This window comes from Flavobacterium defluvii (assembly GCF_900129555.1).
Lineage (GTDB): Bacteria > Bacteroidota > Bacteroidia > Flavobacteriales > Flavobacteriaceae > Flavobacterium > Flavobacterium defluvii.
Genome location: NZ_FQWC01000004.1, coordinates 85,629 through 106,125, shown reverse-complemented (window position 1 = coordinate 106,125; position 20,497 = coordinate 85,629). Strand labels below are relative to the sequence as shown.

The following is a 20,497-nucleotide window of genomic DNA, read 5'->3' as shown; positions in this document are numbered from 1 at the left end:
TTGGTATTGCTCATTCGAGATTTAGCAATATTTTTTGGTTACAATTAATTTGTTTTGGGGATTTTTTACTGCACAAAATTAATCCAATTGGTTTGTTTTCAATTTTTTTTTAGTTTTTTTTATTAAAAAACTCTGATTTGCATTTGTTTTAAATGTAAATCAGAGTTCTATATGTCGAACTTAATCAGCTGTACAAAAGAGTTTGCAACTCATTTTATTATTTCAATTGCATGTCTGCAATGATATTTTGTATTTTTTGATCTAAGAAACTTTCTGCTTCATCAAAATCTGCAACCGATTCTAATTCAGCATTTACGCTGATATAAAATTTAATTTTAGGCTCAGTTCCACTTGGTCTTGCACAAATTTTTGAACCATCTTCTGTATAATAAATTAAAACATTAGATTTTGGAATATCCATTGTAGATTCTTCATTTGTCAATAAATTCAATGCAGTCGATGATTGATAATCTTCAACCATAATTACACGCTGACCGTTAATTTCTTTCAGAGGGTTTTGACGTAAGTTGATCATCATCTGATTGATTTCTTCTAAACCTTCCATTCCTTTTTTAGTTAAAGAAACTAAGTATTCTTTGTAGAAACCGTTCTCTACATAAAGCTGTAAAAGTTCTTTGTAAACTGAGCTTCCTGCAGCTTTTGCCTGAGCAGCAACTTCGCATATTAATAATGTAGCAGCAACAGCATCTTTATCTCTAACGGCATCGCCAACCATAAAGCCAAAGCTTTCTTCTCCACCGCCAATAAATTGAAGTTCAGGGAAATCTTTAATCATTTTAGCGATCCATTTGAATCCTGTTAAACCGACTTTGCATTCAACTCCGTAGCTTGTGGCCAGTTCCATCATCATTGGAGTCGAAACTATAGTTGACCCTACGAATTGTTTTCCGTTAATTTTTCCGGCTTTCTTCCATTGTTTTAAAAGGAAAGAAGTCATTAAAACCATCGTTTGGTTTCCGTTAAGCAAAATCATTTTACCGTCGTTGTTTCTAACGGCAACACCTAAGCGGTCACAATCAGGATCTGTGCCAACTACAATATCAGAATTTGTTTTGTCTGCCAAAGCCAAAGCCATTGTCAAAGCTTCTGGTTCTTCTGGATTTGGAGATTTTACTGTTGGGAAATCTCCATCCGGAACGGCTTGTTCAGGAACAATGTGTACATTTTTATAACCAGCCTGCGATAAAACGTCTGGAATAGATTTGATAGAAGTTCCGTGTAGTGAAGTAAAAACAATATGAAGATTGTCTTTGGCTTCAGCCGGAGTATTAAAACTTGCGTTTTCGATAGATGATTTTACAAACGCTTTATCGATTTCAGTATCAATGTATTGGATTAGACTTTCGTTTGTATTGAATTTGATTTTATCGTAGCTTAAACTTTCGATAACTTTAATTATTTCGCCATCCTGCGGAGGAACAATTTGTCCGCCGTCCTGCCAGTACACTTTGTATCCGTTATATTCTGGCGGGTTGTGCGATGCTGTAAGAACAATTCCGCATTGGCATCCTAAATATTTAAGGGCAAAAGATAATTCCGGGGTTGGTCTTAAATCCGAGAATAAATAAACCTGAATTCCATTTGCAGAGAAAACATCAGCCACAACTTTTGCCAAAGTATTACTATTATGACGGCAGTCGTAAGCAATTACAACCTTTAAAGGCTGATTTGGGAAAACCTGATGTAGATAATCAGATAAACCTTGTGTGTTTTTTCCAAGTGTATATTTGTTAATTCTGTTGTTTCCAACGCCCATAACACCGCGCATTCCGCCGGTTCCAAATTCAAGGTTTTTATAAAAACTTTCTTCAAGTTCTTTTGGAGACGTTGTCATTAATTCTTTAACAGCCGCTTGTGTCTCCTGATCAAATGTTGGCGTCAGCCATTCGTTTACTGCGTTTAATATATTAGGTGCAATATTCATTGTAATGTTTTTTAATGTTTTAAATAAAGATAGTTTTTCTTTAAAGTTTAGTTTGACTCAAAAAGATTTTTTTTTCCTGATTTGTGTCAAAAATTTACTTCACGTGCTACTTTATATCTGGCTTCGTTGTTTTTGGTTCTTAAAATAATTTCACCTAAAAACCCGGCAAGGAAAAGCTGTGTCCCCAAAATCATCGTAGTTAATGCGATATAAAACCACGGATTATTAGTTACCAAAGTATATTTAACTCCACTATACATATGATATAGTTTAGAAACGCCAATATATCCGGCAGATAAAAAACCGATTATAAACATAATCGAACCCATTGCGCCAAATAAGTGCATTGGTCTTTTACCGAAGCGTGATAAAAACCAGATTGTAATTAAGTCAAGAAAGCCGTTTATAAAACGCTCCATTCCAAATTTAGTTTCTCCGTATTTTCTTGCCTGGTGAATAACTACTTTTTCGCCAATTTTTGCAAAACCGGCATTTTTAGCCAAAACTGGAATATAACGGTGCATTTCGCCCGAAACTTCAATGTTTTTTACCACAACATTTTTATATGCTTTCAACCCGCAGTTAAAATCGTTTAACTCAACACCCGAAGTTTTTCTGGCTGCCCAGTTAAATAATTTTGAAGGTAAATTTTTTGCCACAACAGAGTCATAGCGTTTCTTTTTCCAGCCAGAAACCAAATCAAATTTTTCTTTGGTAATCATGTCATACAATTCAGGAATTTCATCCGGACTGTCTTGCAGATCGGCATCCATAGTGATAATAACATCGCCTTTTGCTTTTGCAAAACCAGCATGCAATGCCTGAGATTTTCCGAAGTTTTTCATAAAACGAATTCCTTTTACATTCGGGTTTTCGTTAGAAAAGCTTTCAATAATATTCCAGGAATCATCTGTACTACCATCATCTACAAAAATGATTTCATAAGAGTAATTGTTAGACTGCATCACTTTAATAATCCATGTGTAGAGTTCTTTAAGCGATTCCTCCTCGTTTAGAAGCGGTATAAGTATAGATAGATTCATTTATAATTTTTATTCTTGTGTAGATTTGCTTTTAAAAAATGCTGCGAAAATTAATCCGAAAATAGAAACGACTACAATAGCAAAAATTGATCCTTTTAATAATTCTACTGTAGAATAAGGATTGCTTGTTTTCATTTTAGCAATAGTTTCGTTGATTGCAGAAGCAGGAGTACCAAATTTTTGCATCATTCCGACTGTGTATTTTATCATGATTTCGCTTAAAGTGTCTTTAGCTCCCGGATCAATAACATTAAATAAGACAATATTAAATAAGGTAGAAATTAAAATACCGATTACAGCAGCTATAAAATAAGTAGTAAATGCATCTTTGAAAGTAAAAATGCCATTTAATTCCTTTTTGGTTTTAGAAAGTAAAATTATTGATATTGTTACATTTATTGCAATACCAAGCAGTCCAAACCACCAGGAAACAAATAAATTCAAATCGATTGCATAAATTGTAGCAGTAATTAATGCAGATGCAATTCCGATAATTATACCATAATTAATACCATTTCTTTTTATAACTTCATTAATCATATTTCTATGTGTTTTAAAATTAATCCACAAATATAGTAATTCCCACTATAATCGGAGATAAAAAAAGCTTTTCGAAATAAACTAAAAAAAAGTAAGCTAAGTATTTGTTTATTAAAAAAGAATTGTAAATTTGCACACTCAAAATTAATTAAAATTTTAAACAAAAAAGAACATTCTTTATTTATACCTTTTTCTAACCATGAAAAAGCCTCAAAATGAAAATGTTCCAAACAATAAATAAAAAGAAAGATGAAAAAAGGAATTCACCCAGAAAATTACAGATTAGTTGCATTTAAAGACATGTCAAATGATGACGTTTTTATCACTAAATCTACTGCAGATACAAAAGAAACAATTGAAGTTGACGGAGTTGAGTATCCAGTTGTAAAAATGGAGATTTCTAGAACATCTCACCCTTTTTATACTGGTAAATCTAAACTTATCGATACTGCAGGACGTATTGATAAATTCAAAACTAAATATGCAAAACACGCTAAAAAATAATAGCTGTTTAAATTATATAGAAAGCCTTCCAGATTTGGAAGGCTTTTTTTATGGACTTATTTTTTGTTCGCCACGACTCGACCGAAGGGACAGACGAAGTAATTCACGAATTATTTTATTATCATTCTTTTAATAGTTGCAATAAGTAAAATTGGTGAATTACTTCGTCTGTCCCTTCGGTCGAGTCGTGGCTGTTATAAAAAAACATATCCTATCAGAAAAAACATACTTAATGAAACACATAAATATTTGTAACTTTGGCCTTGGTAACCAAACAAATTTTAACACATTAAATTAATTTTATGAATTACGTTCTTTTTGACGGTCCCGTCCGGAATGCTTTATTACCTTTTACTTTTACCAGACCAGTTGCTGATATTTTAATAGGTATTATGACAATTCGCCAAAAATGGGAAACCCGTTTAGGTTCGACTATAACAACCATTACCGAAGATTACTTGTCTGCCAAATTCCCAATGGTAGAAATGGAAGAAAACGTAATGATAAATGCAGCGTATTTGCCAAATGATGCGCTCGTTGAATTAATTACTGATTTAAAAGCCAATCAGGCGATTTTTAAAGGAGAAGATGTAATTGCATTTTTTACAACAGAAAATCAGGAAGAAGTCGATTTTGATTCGTACGAAATTATTCAGTATAATGAAGAATGTCTAACAGTTGAACATACCTGGGATATTTTCTCAAAAAATGATGCTGCCATTCGTGCCGATTTTGCTTTTTTAACTGAAGATAGAAAATCGCAGCCAATTCCTAAAAGTGTAAATGTAATTGCGCCTGAAAATATTTTTATAGAAGAAGGGGCAAAATTAGAGTTTGTAACTTTAAACGCTTCTGCCGGACCTATATATATAGGTAAAAATACCGAAATTATGGAAGGAACTGTAATTCGAGGTCCTTTTGCTTTATGCGAAAATGCAATGGTAAAAATGTCGGCTAAGGTTTATGGGGCAACAACTGTTGGTCCGGGATCAAGAATAGGCGGTGAGGTTAAAAATTCAGTTCTTTTTGCAAATTCAAATAAAGGGCATGAAGGATTTTTAGGAGATTCTGTTTTAGGGGAATGGTGTAATATTGGAGCAGATTCAAATAATTCAAACCTAAAAAACAACTACGAAGAAGTTAAATTATGGAGTTATGAAACAGAAGGTTTTGCAAAAACAGGACTTCAGTTTTGTGGCTTAATGATGGGGGATCACAGTAAATGCGGAATAAATACAATGTTTAACACCGGGACTGTTGTTGGAGTAAGTGCCAATATTTTTGGTTCTGGATTTCCTCGCAATTTTGTTCCGAGTTTTTCTTGGGGCGGTGCAGCAGGATTTACAACTTATGTAACTAAAAAAGCCTTTGAAACAGCCAGATTAGTTATGAGCCGAAGAAATGTTGAATTCGACGAAACAGAAAAGGCAATCTTAGAACACATTTTTGAAGAAACTAAAAAATGGAGAAAAGATTAATTAGATAATTAGGCAATTAGAAAATTCAAATAAACCCGGCAGGTTTTAAAAAACCTGCCGGGTTTTGTTGTTTTTATAAATGTCGTTGCATGGGTAAACCGGACTAAAATCCGGCCCTACAATACAATTCGTTCCTTCGAAACTTGAAAGAGCCTTCGGCTCGATCTATATTGTAGGGCTGGACTTTAGTCCGGTTAAGAGTCGAAGAAATATTGAATTCGACGAAACAGAAAAGGCAATCTTAGAACACATTTTTGAAGAAACTAAAAAATGGAGAAAAGATTAATTAGATAATTAGGCAATTAGAAAATTCAAATAAACCCGGCAGGTTTTTTAAAAACTGCCGGGTTTTGTTTTTGCATATCTATAATATTAACTGGACTGAAGTCCAGCCCTACAAAATATATTGAGCCGATGGCTCTTTTGTTGTTCCGAAGGAACATTTTATATTGTAGAGATGGACTTCAGTCCAGTTTAATGAACAGAATGAAAACATTCTCAAAATTATCTAATTGATAAATTGCCACATTTTGTAATTGCCTAATTATCTAATTAATCTATCTTTGCAGCACAAAAAAAATGGGTAGTCGGATAAACGATTAACCGATTAAACAAATTCACAAAAAACAAATGATTACAGTTAACGATATTTCGGTTCAGTTTGGCGGAACAACCCTTTTTAGCGATGTTTCTTTTGCTATTAATGAAAATGATAAAATTGCCCTTATGGGTAAAAATGGTGCAGGAAAATCAACACTTTTAAAAATTATTGCCGGAGTAAATAAACCTTCAACAGGAAATATTTCAGCTCCAAAAGAAGCTGTAATTGCTTATCTGCCGCAGCATCTCCTTACAGAAGACGGAGCAACGGTTATGGAAGAAGCATCTAAAGCTTTCAGCGAAATTTTTAAAATGAAAACTGAAATCGACAATATCAACGAACAATTGACAGTTCGTACTGATTATGAAAGTGATGAATACATGAAATTAATCGAAAGAGTTTCGGACTTAAGCGAGAAATTTTATGCCATCGAAGAAGTAAATTACGAAGCTGAAGTAGAGAAAGTACTAACAGGTCTTGGATTTGAACGTGAAGATTTTACACGTCAGACTTCTGAATTTTCTGGAGGATGGAGAATGCGTATCGAACTAGCTAAGATTTTATTGAGAAAACCAGATTTGATTTTACTGGATGAGCCAACGAACCACATGGATATTGAAAGTATTCAGTGGTTAGAAGATTTCTTGTTGACTCAGGCAAAAGCGGTTGTGGTAATTTCGCACGATAGAGCATTTGTCGATAATATTACAAATAGAACGATCGAGGTTACAATGGGAAGAATTTACGATTACAAAGCAAAATATTCTCATTACTTAGAATTAAGAAAAGACCGCCGTATTCACCAGCAGAAAGCATACGATGAACAGCAAAAAATGATTGCAGAAAATCGTGCTTTTATTGAGCGTTTTAAAGGAACATTCTCAAAAACAGATGCCGTTCAGTCTCGTGTAAAAATGCTTGAAAAACTTGAAATAGTTCAGGTTGATGAAGTAGATACATCAGCATTACGATTAAAATTCCCGCCAGCAGCACGTTCCGGACAATATCCTGTTATTGTAAAAGAAATGTCTAAATCGTACGGCGATCATGTGGTTTTTAAAGATGCAAATATTGTAATCGAACGCGGGCAGAAAGTAGCTTTCGTTGGAAAAAACGGAGAAGGAAAATCAACCATGATTAAAGCAATCATGAAAGAAATTGGCGTTGATTCTGGAAGTGTTGAAATCGGACATAATGCACAAATTGGCTATTTTGCTCAAAATCAAGCCGCTTTATTAGATGAAAACGCAACCATTTTTGAAACAATTGATAGTATTGCAGTTGGAGATATCAGGACTCAGATTAAAAATATTTTAGGAGCTTTCATGTTTCAGGGAGATGATATCACTAAAAAAGTAAAAGTGCTTTCTGGAGGAGAAAAAACTCGTCTGGCAATGATTAAATTGTTGCTGGAGCCAGTGAACTTGTTAATTCTGGATGAGCCTTCAAATCACCTTGACATGAAAACCAAAGATATTATTAAAGATGCTTTACGTGATTTTGACGGAACTCTGATCTTGGTTTCTCACGACCGTGATTTCCTTGACGGATTGGCAACTAAAGTTTTTGAATTTGGAAACAAAAGAGTGAAAGAACACTTTGAAGATGTGGCAGGTTTCCTTGCTCATAAAAAAATGGATTCGATGAGAGAGATTGAAAAATAAGTTAAAATACAAATAATCATAGAAAGCATAAGTTAATTCTTATGCTTTTTTTTGTGCCTAATATTAAAAAAGCTAAAAGTTAATAATAATTAAAATGATGATTTAAATCAGGTTTTTAGAACTGACATAAAATTAAATTTACTGTAAGAATAAACTTATTTAAAGTTTGTTTTTGGATTGAATTTAATTTTTATAGTTATGAATCGAATACATAATTTTTCAGTTTTTAAGGCTTTTCTATTGGGCTTATTATTTCCATTTTTATCGAATGGACAAACAATAGATTCTAATTCTAAGACAGAAGTAAAATATCCACAATTCAAATTTCAGGGTCTTTTTCAGGCGAGGTATTTAAGTGGATTTACTAATGGAGTTGACGCAGTAAGCGGACTTCATCATTCGGATGATAAAGCGGTAGAAGATACCTTTGATGTTAAAAGAATGCGGTTGGGAGTTACAACTAAATTAGGAGAAAGTTTTGATGTTGTAGTGCTGGCAAATTTTGCAGATTTCAAATCAGATCCTAAAGGCAAAGTCCTCGAAAATGCGTTTGCAAGATATACTTTTAATAAAAATATTGGCTTTTTAGTAGGGCAGTTCAGACCAGCTTTTGGAATCGAGGAATTAAACCCGGCGGATATTCTTAAATCATTTGATTACTCAAATCAATACTCAGAATTTGGAAATAATGGATGGACAAGTTTTCAAATTGGAGCTTGTATGTTCGGAAGTCTTAATTTAGGAAAAATGCCCGTTACTTATGCTGTTTCAGCAGTAAACGGAAATGGAAAAGATCAGGTTTCAGATAAGGATAACGGAAAGCAGTATTCAACACGTCTGGGTTTTGAATTGGATAAAAAGCATAACATCAATTTTGGTCTTAATGGCGGTATTGGTGAAGTTTATAAAAACAAAGTTTTTGCACTTGGTCTTGATCTTACTGCCGATTTTAAGTTGGCAGACAAATTTATACTGCAAACACAACTTGAAGCAAAACAGGGAATTAATCATTACTTATATTATTCATTAGCTCCAGATGCGAGAACTTCAAATCTTAACGAATATCAAATGCGAGGAGCGTATTTCCTGCCTAATCTAAGATATGAGATACAATATCGAAAATTAACAGCAATAGAATTTTCATGCAGATATGAATATTTTGACAGGAATTTCAAAATAGATTCAAATGCGAAACAGACCTATACACCTATGGCAAGTTTGGAGTTTGGAAAAGGTTATACCGGCCGTATCGAAATGGGAATGCAGTTTGACAACTACAAGCGTAATATTCCAAACACTTCTATATATGATAATAACTTATTTATCATACAATTTCAAGGGAGATTTTTCTAAAATTAATTTTTAACAATACTAATCATGAAAGAAATAGACATAAAAAAATCAATTATTACATTAGTAATAGGTTTGATAATCTGGTTTGTTCCAACTCCATCTGGTCTTACGCCAGAAGCATGGCATTTATTCGCAATTTTTATTTCAACAATTCTCGGAATTATTTTAAAAGCTGCATCAATGGGGACTATGTGTATGATCGCAGTTGGGGTTACTGCTTTTACTCAGGTTTTAGCACCAGAAAGTGCAGGAGATTCTATAACCTTTGCTTTAAGCGGTTTTGGTAATAAAGTAATATGGCTTATTGGGATCTCATTTTTTATTGCCCGAGGTTTTATAAAGACAGGATTAGGAAACCGAATAGCTTTTTTATTCATAAAAATATTTGGTAAAAGTTCCTTAGGATTAGCATACGGATTGGGTTTGGCAGATTTAGTTTTAGCACCTGTCGTACCGAGTAATACGGCCAGAGGCGGCGGGATAATTTATCCTATTATGAAATCAATGTCCATGAATTTTGATTCAGATCCTGATAAACCGGAAACCAGAAGAAAACTGGGAGCCTTTCTTACTTTGAGCAGTTATAACGTAAATCTTATAGCATCGTCAATGTTTTTAACAGGAACAGCAAGTAATCCGATGTGTCAAAAATTTGCAGAAAATCTGGGCATACATATTTCATGGACATCATGGACAATTGCAGCTTTAATTCCCGGCTTAACCGCATTTTTTGTAATTCCATTTTTATTATATAAAATCTACCCGCCAGAATTAAAGAAAACAGGCGATGCTCCAAAAGTAGCTGCTCAGAAATTAAAAGAAATGGGGGCAGTATCAAAAAATGAATGGTTAATGCTTTTAACCTTTGTTATCTTATTATTTCTGTGGATGACCGGAGATTTGTTTTCAATAGATGCAACTACCACAGCATTCATTGGTTTAGTGGTTTTACTTCTTACATCAGTACTGACATGGGAAGATGTCAAAGGTGAAAAAGGAGCATGGGATACAATTGTTTGGTTTGCAGTTTTGGTAATGATGGCCAGCTCATTAGACAAATTAGGATTTATTGGCTGGTTTAGCGAAATTGTAAAAGCACAAATGACAGGTCTAAGCTGGCAAATAGCTTTTGTAATTATTATTTCTGTCTACTTTTTTAGTCATTATATCTTCGCAAGTGCAACAGCCCATGTTGCGGCAATGTATGCAGCATTGTTAGCCGTTGGAGTTTCACTTGGAGTTCCTGGACTGTTTCTGGCTTTTATGTTGGGATTTGTAGGTTCTGTGTATGGAACATTGACACATTACGGACACGGACCTGCACCGGTTTATTTTGGAAGCGGTTATGTCGATCTAAAGAACTGGTGGATAAAAGGGCTTATTACAGGACTGGCAATGTTACTGATTTATCTGGTCGTTGGAGGATTATGGCTAAATTTATTGGGATATACAAATTGATAAATAATTAAAATATTTTAAAAGGCATAAGTTACTTCTTATGCCTTTTGTATTTTTAATGCAATAATTTTTACAAGTATTGATTTTTTTAGTAATTTGGTATAGTGTTTTCCAAAAACATCATTAGCTGTTTTTAAAAACAGAAAGCGAAGTTTAATTTTTTATTTCTGGAGCGTATGAATACACCTTTACTAATAAGAATTGCTTTTGTTTTTCTAATACCACTTTTTATGAATGCCCAGACTGCCGAAACTCAAAAAGCAGTAGATTCTGAAAGTAGTATTAAATATCCCCAATTTCAGTTTAAAGGTCTTTTTCAGGCCAGATATCTGGAAAGTTTTGGAGACAATGTAGATGTTTTAGGAGTTCATCACTCCACAGGTGACGTTACCCAAAGCTCATTTGATATAAAAAGAATGCGTGTTGGGCTAAACACAAAACTTAGCGAAGCCACAGAAGTTGTTATTCTGGTAAATCTTGCCGATTTTAAATCAGACACAAAAGGGAAAGTTCTTGAAAACGCTTACGCAAAATATACTTTCAATAAATACATAGCTGTTTTAGGAGGACAGTTTCGTCCTGCTTTTGGTATAGAAGAATTAGTTCCTGTCGATATCATTAAATCTTTTGATTTCTCTAATCAATATTATGAATTTGGAAAAAATGGCTGGACCAGTTTTCAAATAGGAGCTTCAGCAACCGGAAATTTTGACATTGGAAAAATGCCTGTAAATTATTCAGTTTCTGTTTTAAATGGAAATGGAAAAAATCAGGAAAAAGACAATGACAACGGAAAACAATATTCTTCGAGATTTGTTTTTGGATTATCAAAACAGCATAAAATTAATCTAGGATTAAATGGCGGTATCGGAAAATATGCCAAAGAAAAAGTATATGCCGTTGGCGCCGATATTACCAGCGATTTTAGACTTACAGATCGCTTTACATTTGATTTGCAGATAGAATACAAACAAGGAACAAACCATAATTTGTATTTTTCTTTACCCGTCGACTCGAGAACAGATGATGTTGCCGATTACCAAATGCGCGGTATTTATTTTCTTCCTAATGTAAGATACCAAATCGATTATAAAAAATTGACTTCTCTGGAATTATCCTGTCGTTATGAAAGATTTGATCCCAGTTATAAAATAGATTCAAACGTAAGACAAACCTATACGCCAATGATAAGTTTAGAATTTGGAAAAGCATATACAGGTCGTATAGAAATGGGATTTGAGATAGATCATTTTGATCGAAACATCCCAGATACATCAACGTATAGTGATAATTTATTTATAATTCAGTTTCAGTGCAGACTGTAGTTTAATTCAAAAGCTATAATTATGAAAGAAGTACAAATTCCGCAAACCCTGATTACACTTGCAGTTGGAATTGCAATTTGGTTTATTCCTGCGCCAACTGGAGTAGTCATTGAAGCGTGGCATTTATTTGCCATTTTTGTTGCCGCAATTTTAGGAATTATTCTAAAAGCAGCACCAATGGGAACTATGTGTATGATTGCAATTGCTTTAACAGCTTTCACGCAAGTACTGGCACCGGGCGATCCCGGAAAATCAATTACCATGGCATTAAAAGGTTTTGGAGACAAAGTAATCTGGCTTATCGGAATTTCGTTTTTCATAGCCCGCGGATTTATAAAAACGGGTTTAGGAAACCGAATTGCTTTTTTGTTTATTAGAATATTTGGAAAAAGCTCTCTTGGTCTGGCCTACGGTTTAGGTCTTGCTGATTTAGTTTTGGCACCAGCCGTACCAAGTAATACTGCACGCGGCGGCGGAATTATTTATCCCATAATGAAATCAATGTCAATGAGTTTTGGTTCACTGCCCGAACAGCCTGAAACACATCGCAAATTAGGGTCGTATTTAACATTGAACTGTTATAATATGAATTTAATAGCCTCATCAATGTTTCTTACCGGAACAGCCAGTAACCCAATGTGTCAGAAGTTTGCACTCAATTTAGGCATTAAAATAACCTGGATGTCTTGGGCTGCGGCGGCGATTGTTCCGGGTTTATGCGCTTTTTTTGTGATTCCGTTTGTGTTATACAAAATATATCCGCCTGAGTTAAAAAAAACAGGTGACGCTCCGCAGATTGCTTCTCAAAAATTAAAAGAAATGGGACCCATTACCCGCAACGAGTGGATGATGCTCCTGACTTTCTTTATATTATTATTTCTGTGGATGACAGGCGATTTGTTCTCTATTGATGCTACTACAACCGCTTTTATCGGATTAGTTATTCTGCTGTTAACTTCAGTTTTAACCTGGGATGATGTAAAAGCCGAAAAAAGCGCTTGGGATACTATTGTATGGTTTTCGGTTTTGGTAATGATGGCCAGTTCGCTAAACGAATTAGGTTTTATAGGCTGGTTTAGTAATGTTGTAAAAGCACAAATAGGCGGATTAAGCTGGCAGATGGCTTTTCCGATAATAATATTAGTATATTTTTTCAGCCACTATCTTTTTGCAAGCGCCACGGCTCACGTAGCGGCTATGTATGCAGCGCTTTTAGGAGTTGGAGTTTCACTTGGAATTCCGGGATTGCTTCTCGCTTTTATGCTTGGATTTATGGGTTCGATTTACGGAACTTTAACGCATTACGGACACGGTCCGGCTCCCGTTTTCTTTGGGAGCGGATATGTCGATTTAAAAAGCTGGTGGGTCAAAGGTTTAATAACCGGACTCGTAATGCTTTTTATTTATATGGTAATAGGAGGATTATGGCTTTGGGTAATCGGAGATTTTTAAATTCGGATACCCGGTGGCAATAACTCTTTGTACTTTGGATTTTTTTTGAAAAACGTTGCGATTTTGGGATGAATCGGCACAACTCTAAATTTCTTTTCAGTGCTTAATTCCATAATGTTTTTAAGCAGAGTATCAATTACAGGCTGGTTTTCAAAATTTTCAGGCGTGTTTATTTTCGTCAAAAAAATCTTTTTTTCCTGAAAAGAATATTCAACGCTTAGCATCCCCTCGGGGATTACAGTTTCAAATTGTCTTGCAAAAGTGTTGTCTTTGATTTCCATAGTTGCAGTAGGTTCCATATTTGTCATGTTTTTGGGTGAAATAAAAAATATTAGAAAAAGAACGTAATATGTGGTTAATAAAAATCTTTTAAAAAGATCTTTAAGTTAGGTTGATTTGGTATGCAAAGTTAATCATTTGATTTTCAATATGAAATTATTTTGCAAAGTTCTCTATACATTGAAAAATTAGCCTTTTTTCCTGCATTTTTTGTTTTAATCTATAATTATCGCATACGATTTGCTGTGGATATTGCTAAAAAAAGTAAATTTATCTTCAAATTAGCGCTATCATTATAATTCCTTTTCAGACAAATGAGTAAAATTCCTGTTTATTTTATGCCCGGTCTCGCTGCTAGTCCGGCCATTTTTGAAAGAATCAAACTAGACGAATCTGTTTTTGAAACCTGTTTGTTAGAATGGGAAATTCCGCATCCTAAAGAACCTTTGTCAGATTACGCGCTTCGAATCTCAAAAAAAATAACACATGAAAATCCTGTTTTAATTGGTGTTTCGTTTGGCGGGATTTTGGTTCAGGAAATAGGAAAACATATTCAGGCCAGAAAAGTTATTATTATTTCGAGTGTAAGAAGCAGCGTCGAGTTTCCGAGAAGAATGAAAATAGGAAAGAAAACTAAAGCTTACAAACTCATTCCGATGAAACTGATTTTAAACATCGAAAGTCTGGCTAAATATTCATTTGGAGAAAAAGTAAATAAACGTATTAAGTTATACGAGAAGTTTTTAGCTGTTCGCGATCTTAATTATTTGCAATGGGCCGTAGAATCGGTTATTTTATGGGATAGAAAAGAAGTCGACGAAAATGTAATTCATATTCATGGAGACAAAGACGAAGTTTTTCCTATAAAATACATCAACAGCTGTATTCTTGTAAAAGGCGGTACTCATATTATGATCCTCAATAAATATAAATGGCTTAATGAAAATCTGCCTTCAATTATATTAGAATCTTAGAGTATTGTTGAAAAATCTAAACTCAGAAATCTAAACTCAGAAATCCCAAACTCTTATTTGAATTTGGGATTTTTACTATTAGGAATTTGAAAATCGTTAGATTTTCTTCATTTGTTCTTTCATCATAGAAATCTGTTCTTTCAGCATTCCTTGTTTATCTAATTTTTTAGCTTCGTTTAATAAATTAGTTGCTTCAAGTTTTCTTCTGCGTGACATTGCTACTCCGGCAAGGTTTAATTTAGCCACAGCTAAATCCATATCCATTGATAGTCCAAGTTCGATAGCTTTTTTGAAATGTTTTTCAGCCTGAATCAAATTAGTCTGCGAAAGCATGATTCCGTGGAGGTAATTAAAGTAACCTTGTTGTTTTCTAACTAAAGCAGATTCTGGATTTTTGATGTATGCCAGCCATTTTTTAGCGCCCTCGAAGTCTTGTTTTCTTAATTTAAGGAAGGCTAAAAGGATAAATTCATTTTTAAAATAAAGAAAAATAGGAATTGCAGACAATAATATAAGGAATATACCATTACCGGTTTCTTTATCTACAATTTGCCAAACGCCAGCTATAATAAGAAGTCCGGCAATAATAAGTTTGATAATTTTATTAAACATAATAGATGTATATTTGTGATTGCAAAGATAGTAAAAGGAATTAAAAATATTTTTATAAAACTGCTTGCCAGAAAAAAAAGTCTTTGTATATTTGCACTCGGTTTTTGAATAACGATATCCAAAACCAAGTAAGAGTTAATTAGATACCATTTTTAAAGATACAAAGCAATGAGCAAAAGAACATTTCAACCATCGAAAAGAAAAAGAAGAAATAAGCACGGATTTATGGACAGAATGGCTTCTGCGAATGGAAGAAAAGTTCTAGCGCGTAGAAGAGCAAAAGGAAGACATAAATTAACTGTTTCTAGCGAACCTAGACACAAAAAATAATGTTTGTATAAACATACATAAGGCGATTACTTTTTTAGTATCGCCTTTTTTTATACCTTGTCGGTAAAAAATTTCGCAACATTCTAGTTTTTAATACACTAAGAATGTTTTTTTAAAGTACTTTTATATAACTACACAATACAAAAAAATGCCTAAAGACACATCAATTAAATCAGTTTTAATAATAGGTTCGGGACCTATTGTTATTGGTCAAGCTTGCGAATTCGATTATGCGGGATCACAATCTGCACGTTCGATTCGTGAAGAAGGAATTGAGGTTATCCTTATAAACTCAAACCCTGCGACGATTATGACCGACCCATCTATGGCCGATCATATTTATTTGAAACCATTAACTACAAAATCGATTATTGAAATTCTGAAGGAACATCCGCAAATTGATGCTGTTTTACCAACAATGGGAGGACAGACAGCCTTAAACTTGTGTCTGGAAGCTGAAGAAAAAGGAATCTGGCAGGATTTCGGAGTAAGATTAATCGGTGTTGATGTAAACGCAATTAATATTACTGAGGACAGAGAGCAGTTTAAACAGCTTTTAGAAAAAATTAATGTACCAACGGCGCCAGCAAAAACAGCTACTTCTTACTTAGAAGGAAAAGAAATTGCTCAGGAATTTGGTTTTCCGCTTGTAATTCGTCCTTCGTTTACACTTGGAGGAACCGGAGCTGCTGTGGTGTACAAAAAAGAAGATTTTGATGAGCTTTTAACCCGCGGACTTGAAGCATCGCCAATTCACGAAGTTTTGATCGACAAGGCTTTAATGGGATGGAAAGAGTACGAGTTAGAGCTTTTAAGAGACAAAAATGACAACGTTGTAATTATCTGTTCTATCGAAAACATGGACCCAATGGGAATCCATACAGGAGACTCGATTACAGTTGCGCCTGCGATGACATTATCGGATACTACTTTCCAAAAATTACGTGACTACGCTATCTTAATGATGAGAAGTATCGGAAACTTTGCGGGAGGATGTAACGTACAATTTGCAGTTTCGCCAGATGAAAAAGAAGATATTGTAGCAATCGAGATTAACCCTCGTGTATCTCGTTCTTCTGCCTTGGCATCAAAAGCAACTGGATATCCAATTGCTAAAATTGCTTCTAAACTGGCTTTAGGGTACAATTTAGATGAATTACAAAACCAAATTACAAAATCTACTTCGGCTCTTTTTGAACCAACTTTAGATTATGTAATCGTAAAAATACCACGTTGGAATTTCGATAAATTTGAAGGTTCAGACAGAACTTTAGGACTTCAGATGAAATCTGTAGGTGAAGTTATGGGAATTGGACGTTCTTTCCAGGAAGCACTTCACAAAGCAACACAATCTTTAGAAATTAAGAGAAATGGTTTAGGTGCAGATGGAAAAGGATACAAAAATTACGAGCAAATTATCGAGAAACTAACGTATGCAAGCTGGGATCGTGTATTCGTAATTTATGATGCTATTGCAATGGGAATCCCGTTGAGTACAATCCACGAAATTACAAGAATCGATATGTGGTTCTTAAAACAATACGAAGAGCTTTATACTCTGGAAAAAGAAATTTCAAACTATAAAGTTTCAAATCTTCCAAAAGAATTATTGCTTGAAGCGAAACAAAAAGGTTTTGCAGACAGACAAATTGCTCACATGATGAGTTGTCTTGAAAGTGAAGTACATACTTTGCGTATGGAGCAAAAAATTAACCGTGTATTTAAACTGGTTGATACCTGTGCGGCTGAGTTTAAAGCGCTAACACCTTATTACTACTCAACATTTGAAGCTGAAATTGAAAAACCAAATGGTGAGCGTTTTGTTGACAACGAAAGTATCGTTACAGACAGAAAGAAAGTGATTGTTTTAGGTTCCGGACCAAACAGAATCGGGCAGGGAATCGAGTTTGATTATTCTTGTGTGCACGGAGTTTTAGCAGCGAAAGAATGTGGATATGAAACAATCATGATTAACTGTAATCCTGAAACGGTTTCTACAGACTTTGATACTGCTGATAAATTATACTTCGAACCCGTTTTCTGGGAGCATATTTATGACATCATTCAACACGAAAAACCAGAAGGTGTAATTGTTCAGCTTGGTGGTCAGACGGCTCTTAAATTAGCAGACAAATTATCTAAATACGGTGTAAAAATCATCGGAACTAGTTTTGATGCACTTGACTTAGCAGAAGACAGAGGAAGATTCTCAGATTTATTAACGGAATTAAATATTCCTTTCCCAAGATTTGGAATCGCTGAAACGGCTGATGAAGCTTCAAAATTAGCAGATACTTTAGATTTCCCGCTTTTAATTCGTCCTTCTTATGTATTAGGAGGTCAGGGAATGAAAATTGTAATCAACAAAAAAGAGCTTGAAGAGCACGTTATCGATTTGTTGAAAGCAATTCCGGGAAATAAATTACTTTTAGACCACTATTTAGCAGGCGCAATCGAAGCAGAAGCTGATGCCATTTGTGATGCTGATGGAAATGTGTACATCATCGGAATTATGGAGCACATTGAGCCTTGTGGAGTTCACTCTGGAGATAGTAACGCAACATTACCTCCTTTCAACTTAGGAGAATTTGTAATGCAGCAAATTAAAGATCATACGCATAAAATTGCTAGAGCTTTAAAAACGGTTGGTTTAATCAATATTCAGTTTGCGATTAAAGACGATACGGTTTACATCATCGAGGCAAATCCAAGAGCTTCAAGAACGGTTCCGTTTATTGCAAAAGCTTACGGAGAGCCTTATGTAAACTACGCTACGAAAGTAATGTTAGGCCACAATAAAGTAACTGATTTTGATTTCAACCCGCAATTAAACGGTTATGCAATCAAACAACCGGTTTTCTCTTTCAGTAAATTCCCGAACGTAAACAAAGCGTTAGGACCTGAAATGAAATCAACAGGAGAAAGCATCTTGTTTATTGACGACTTAAAAGATGATCAATTCTACGAATTGTACTCTAGAAGAAAAATGTATTTGAGTAAATAATCTCAGATTTATCATAATAGAAAAGCTCCAATTTACATTGGAGCTTTTTGTTTTTGCGCATAAGACGCACAGCTGTGCGTCTCTACGATATGCTTTGTGTTTATTTGTCTAATAAAATATATATTCATCCCAATTTTCCGTAGAGACGCACAGCAATGCGTCTACGCATAGTATATAGAAATGAGTAAATTTCCGGATCTTATTTTAAAACCTCAATAGCTTTTAAAATGACTGGATCTATTTTCTTTTCTATATCTTGTTTGGTGTTTTTAACTTCAATTTTTACAGGAACTCCAGCATCTTCGAGTAATTTATTATCTGTTGAATAATATCTTTGATTTGAAAGCGTAAAAGAAATTTTATTCGATAAATCACCGCCAAACATATCCGACATCATTCCCGAAGTATTAGTTCCAATAGTAGTTACGTTTGGCTGCTGATACAAAGAAATTGTAAAATCTTCTGCTGAACTTGCTGTTCTGTCATTGGTCAAAATTACAATTGGCTTTAAATATTGAACTCCATTATTTGGTGTGATGTAAATAGGTTCTGGAGTTGTGAAATTTTCGTAATCACCTTTTTGTCGGATTGACTTATAATGCGTTATTCTTTTTTCTGATGCAAAGCGGGCTGCTAAAAGATCGCCGCCGTGACCGCCTCCATTTGATCTCATGTCAATAATAATGGCTTTAGTATCCGAAAAAGATTCTAAAATACTATCAAAAAGAGTAAGCATTAAGTCGATGTCTTCTTTTTCTTTTTTGTCGTCAAAAAGACTTTCTACATTGCCAAAACATCTTGAAATTCTAATGTACCCTATAGCAGCATTTCTTGCAGAATTATATAACGGAATACCTTTAAACAAAGGTCCGCTTGCTTTTATTTTTGAAAAACCGTTATTTTCTAATGTTAAAAAACTGGTTTCCCATAATTGGTTTTCGATTCCTTTAAACTCATCCAGAAATGGAGATTGTTTTTTAACTTTGTAAATCACTTTGTCATCTTTTGAAATTGTAATATGCCCGTCTTTTAGCGGAGCAACCATCTCTTCAAAAGTTTCGAGAAGTTCTTTTTCTTTTGTTTTCTTAGTTATCAAAGGACGAAATTTTTTGTAGCTTTCATCCCAATTCACTTTTTTAAGTCCAAAAAAAGCATAATTGTCTTTAAAAGTCGCCCAGAAAGTTTCGAAATCTTTTTCGGGTTTGCTTAATTTTTTTTCGGTTTGACTATTTGCAGAAAAGCAAAACAGAAGTAAAAAGGTTAATATAACTGAGTTTGATTTCATGGCTTAAATTTGGTTTTTTAATAAGTTTTGGCTTTGATAAATAATGTGTTAAAGATATAATTAAAAATAAAAAAGCCCCAGTTAAGGAGCTTTCTTCGTTTTAAAGTAAGATTATTTAACCAGCTGCTGTAGAGGTTTTAATTGCTCCATATCGATTTTTGATTCTTTTAGAACCGACATCAATGTCATGATATTATTAGGATTCATATTGTTTCCTAAAACACGGACAACAGCAAAACCGTTTTCTTTTCGGTTGGCAAAAATGATAAATTCTGTAATGTTTTCATCTGTGCCGACATAGCTTACCGAAGCACCGTCTTTACCGGAACCCACTTTCATTAATTCCTGATATTTTGGATCTTTTAAAATCGCCGTAACTTTTTTTCGTTCTGTTTCAAATTCCGCCTGATTTTTATCTGTTGCTTTAAAGGCCAGAATGTTCATTTTATCAAATGAATTTACAGCTTCTTTTTGTTCTGCAGACAATTTGACTTTTTCTAAATTCAAAATACTTGGCGAAACGTCAACTGCAATAAAGTCTTTTTTATCAGTATGTTCTACAAAATATTTTTGCAGTGAAGGTTCAGAATTACAACTTACAAAAGTTAATAATGCTAAAATTGCTGTGGTAAAAACGCTGATTTTCATGA

Annotated in this window: 17 protein-coding genes; 10 read left to right on the top strand and 7 right to left on the bottom strand. The window is 34.1% G+C overall.

Annotated elements, in window-relative coordinates; translation table 11 throughout:
* Positions 1 to 217 precede the first annotated feature (217 nt).
* From BUC29_RS10865 to BUC29_RS10855, 3 genes are all read right to left on the bottom strand, one after another.
* On the bottom strand, positions 218 to 1,945 hold the full coding sequence (locus BUC29_RS10865; RefSeq protein WP_073416175.1) for a phospho-sugar mutase: 1,728 nt from the start codon (positions 1,943 to 1,945) through the stop codon (positions 218 to 220).
* Positions 1,946 to 2,031: 86 nt separating this feature from the next.
* Positions 2,032 to 2,988, bottom strand: coding sequence for a glycosyltransferase family 2 protein (locus tag BUC29_RS10860; RefSeq protein WP_073416173.1), 957 nt, complete (start codon positions 2,986 to 2,988; stop codon positions 2,032 to 2,034).
* Between the two features lie 9 nt (positions 2,989 to 2,997).
* Positions 2,998 to 3,528, bottom strand: coding sequence for a DUF4199 domain-containing protein (locus tag BUC29_RS10855; RefSeq protein WP_073416171.1), 531 nt, complete (start codon positions 3,526 to 3,528; stop codon positions 2,998 to 3,000).
* 249 nt (positions 3,529 to 3,777) lie between these two features.
* Here BUC29_RS10855 and BUC29_RS10845 point away from each other — a divergent pair, with 249 nt between their 5' ends.
* From BUC29_RS10845 to BUC29_RS10815, 7 genes are all read left to right on the top strand, one after another.
* On the top strand, positions 3,778 to 4,032 hold the full coding sequence (locus BUC29_RS10845; RefSeq protein ID WP_011921626.1) for a type B 50S ribosomal protein L31: 255 nt from the start codon (positions 3,778 to 3,780) through the stop codon (positions 4,030 to 4,032).
* 302 nt (positions 4,033 to 4,334) lie between these two features.
* Positions 4,335 to 5,510, top strand: coding sequence for a GlmU family protein (locus BUC29_RS10840; protein WP_073416169.1), 1,176 nt, complete (start codon positions 4,335 to 4,337; stop codon positions 5,508 to 5,510).
* A 630-nt stretch (positions 5,511 to 6,140) separates the two neighbouring features.
* The gene (locus BUC29_RS10835; protein ID WP_073416168.1) at positions 6,141 to 7,775 is read left to right on the top strand and encodes an ABC-F family ATP-binding cassette domain-containing protein; all 1,635 of its coding nucleotides are present in this window, start codon (positions 6,141 to 6,143) and stop codon (positions 7,773 to 7,775) included.
* 198 nt (positions 7,776 to 7,973) lie between these two features.
* Entirely contained in the window at positions 7,974 to 9,128 is a 1,155-nt protein-coding gene (locus tag BUC29_RS10830) for a porin (protein WP_073416167.1), read from the top strand.
* Positions 9,129 to 9,152: 24 nt separating this feature from the next.
* Positions 9,153 to 10,586: an anion permease gene (locus tag BUC29_RS10825; RefSeq protein WP_073416166.1), complete on the top strand. Its 1,434-nt coding sequence runs from the start codon at positions 9,153 to 9,155 to the stop codon at positions 10,584 to 10,586.
* A gap of 230 nt (positions 10,587 to 10,816) precedes the next feature.
* On the top strand, positions 10,817 to 11,911 hold the full coding sequence (locus tag BUC29_RS10820; protein ID WP_244160819.1) for a porin: 1,095 nt from the start codon (positions 10,817 to 10,819) through the stop codon (positions 11,909 to 11,911).
* A gap of 21 nt (positions 11,912 to 11,932) precedes the next feature.
* Positions 11,933 to 13,363 (top strand): anion permease, encoded by a 1,431-nt coding sequence (locus BUC29_RS10815; RefSeq protein WP_073416164.1) that lies wholly within the window; start codon positions 11,933 to 11,935, stop codon positions 13,361 to 13,363.
* Here BUC29_RS10815 and BUC29_RS10810 read toward each other — a convergent pair.
* Positions 13,360 to 13,671 carry a GNAT family N-acetyltransferase gene (locus BUC29_RS10810; RefSeq protein ID WP_244160818.1) on the bottom strand — a complete coding sequence of 104 codons (312 nt, stop codon included), beginning with the start codon at positions 13,669 to 13,671 and terminating at the stop codon, positions 13,360 to 13,362. The two genes, BUC29_RS10815 and BUC29_RS10810, sit on opposite strands and share 4 nt — an antisense overlap.
* A gap of 285 nt (positions 13,672 to 13,956) precedes the next feature.
* Between BUC29_RS10810 and BUC29_RS10805 the strand changes: the two genes are divergently transcribed.
* The gene (locus BUC29_RS10805; RefSeq protein WP_073416163.1) at positions 13,957 to 14,616 is read left to right on the top strand and encodes an alpha/beta hydrolase; all 660 of its coding nucleotides are present in this window, start codon (positions 13,957 to 13,959) and stop codon (positions 14,614 to 14,616) included.
* Positions 14,617 to 14,712: 96 nt separating this feature from the next.
* Here the strand turns inward: BUC29_RS10805 and BUC29_RS10800 are convergent, their stop codons facing one another.
* Positions 14,713 to 15,228 carry a hypothetical protein gene (locus tag BUC29_RS10800; RefSeq protein ID WP_073416162.1) on the bottom strand — a complete coding sequence of 172 codons (516 nt, stop codon included), beginning with the start codon at positions 15,226 to 15,228 and terminating at the stop codon, positions 14,713 to 14,715.
* Between the two features lie 168 nt (positions 15,229 to 15,396).
* Here BUC29_RS10800 and rpmH point away from each other — a divergent pair, with 168 nt between their 5' ends.
* Complete coding sequence (rpmH, locus tag BUC29_RS10795) at positions 15,397 to 15,558, top strand: 50S ribosomal protein L34 (RefSeq protein ID WP_008464848.1); 162 nt, start codon at positions 15,397 to 15,399, stop codon at positions 15,556 to 15,558.
* Positions 15,559 to 15,706: 148 nt separating this feature from the next.
* Positions 15,707 to 18,562 carry a carbamoyl-phosphate synthase large subunit gene (carB, locus tag BUC29_RS10790; RefSeq protein ID WP_073416161.1) on the top strand — a complete coding sequence of 952 codons (2,856 nt, stop codon included), beginning with the start codon at positions 15,707 to 15,709 and terminating at the stop codon, positions 18,560 to 18,562.
* Positions 18,563 to 18,761: 199 nt separating this feature from the next.
* Here the strand turns inward: carB and BUC29_RS10785 are convergent, their stop codons facing one another.
* Both BUC29_RS10785 and BUC29_RS10780 read right to left on the bottom strand, forming a co-directional pair.
* The gene (locus BUC29_RS10785) at positions 18,762 to 19,847 is read right to left on the bottom strand and encodes a S41 family peptidase (protein ID WP_073416160.1); all 1,086 of its coding nucleotides are present in this window, start codon (positions 19,845 to 19,847) and stop codon (positions 18,762 to 18,764) included.
* Between the two features lie 111 nt (positions 19,848 to 19,958).
* The gene (locus BUC29_RS10780) at positions 19,959 to 20,495 is read right to left on the bottom strand and encodes a DUF4252 domain-containing protein (protein ID WP_073416158.1); all 537 of its coding nucleotides are present in this window, start codon (positions 20,493 to 20,495) and stop codon (positions 19,959 to 19,961) included.
* Positions 20,496 to 20,497 lie beyond the last annotated feature (2 nt).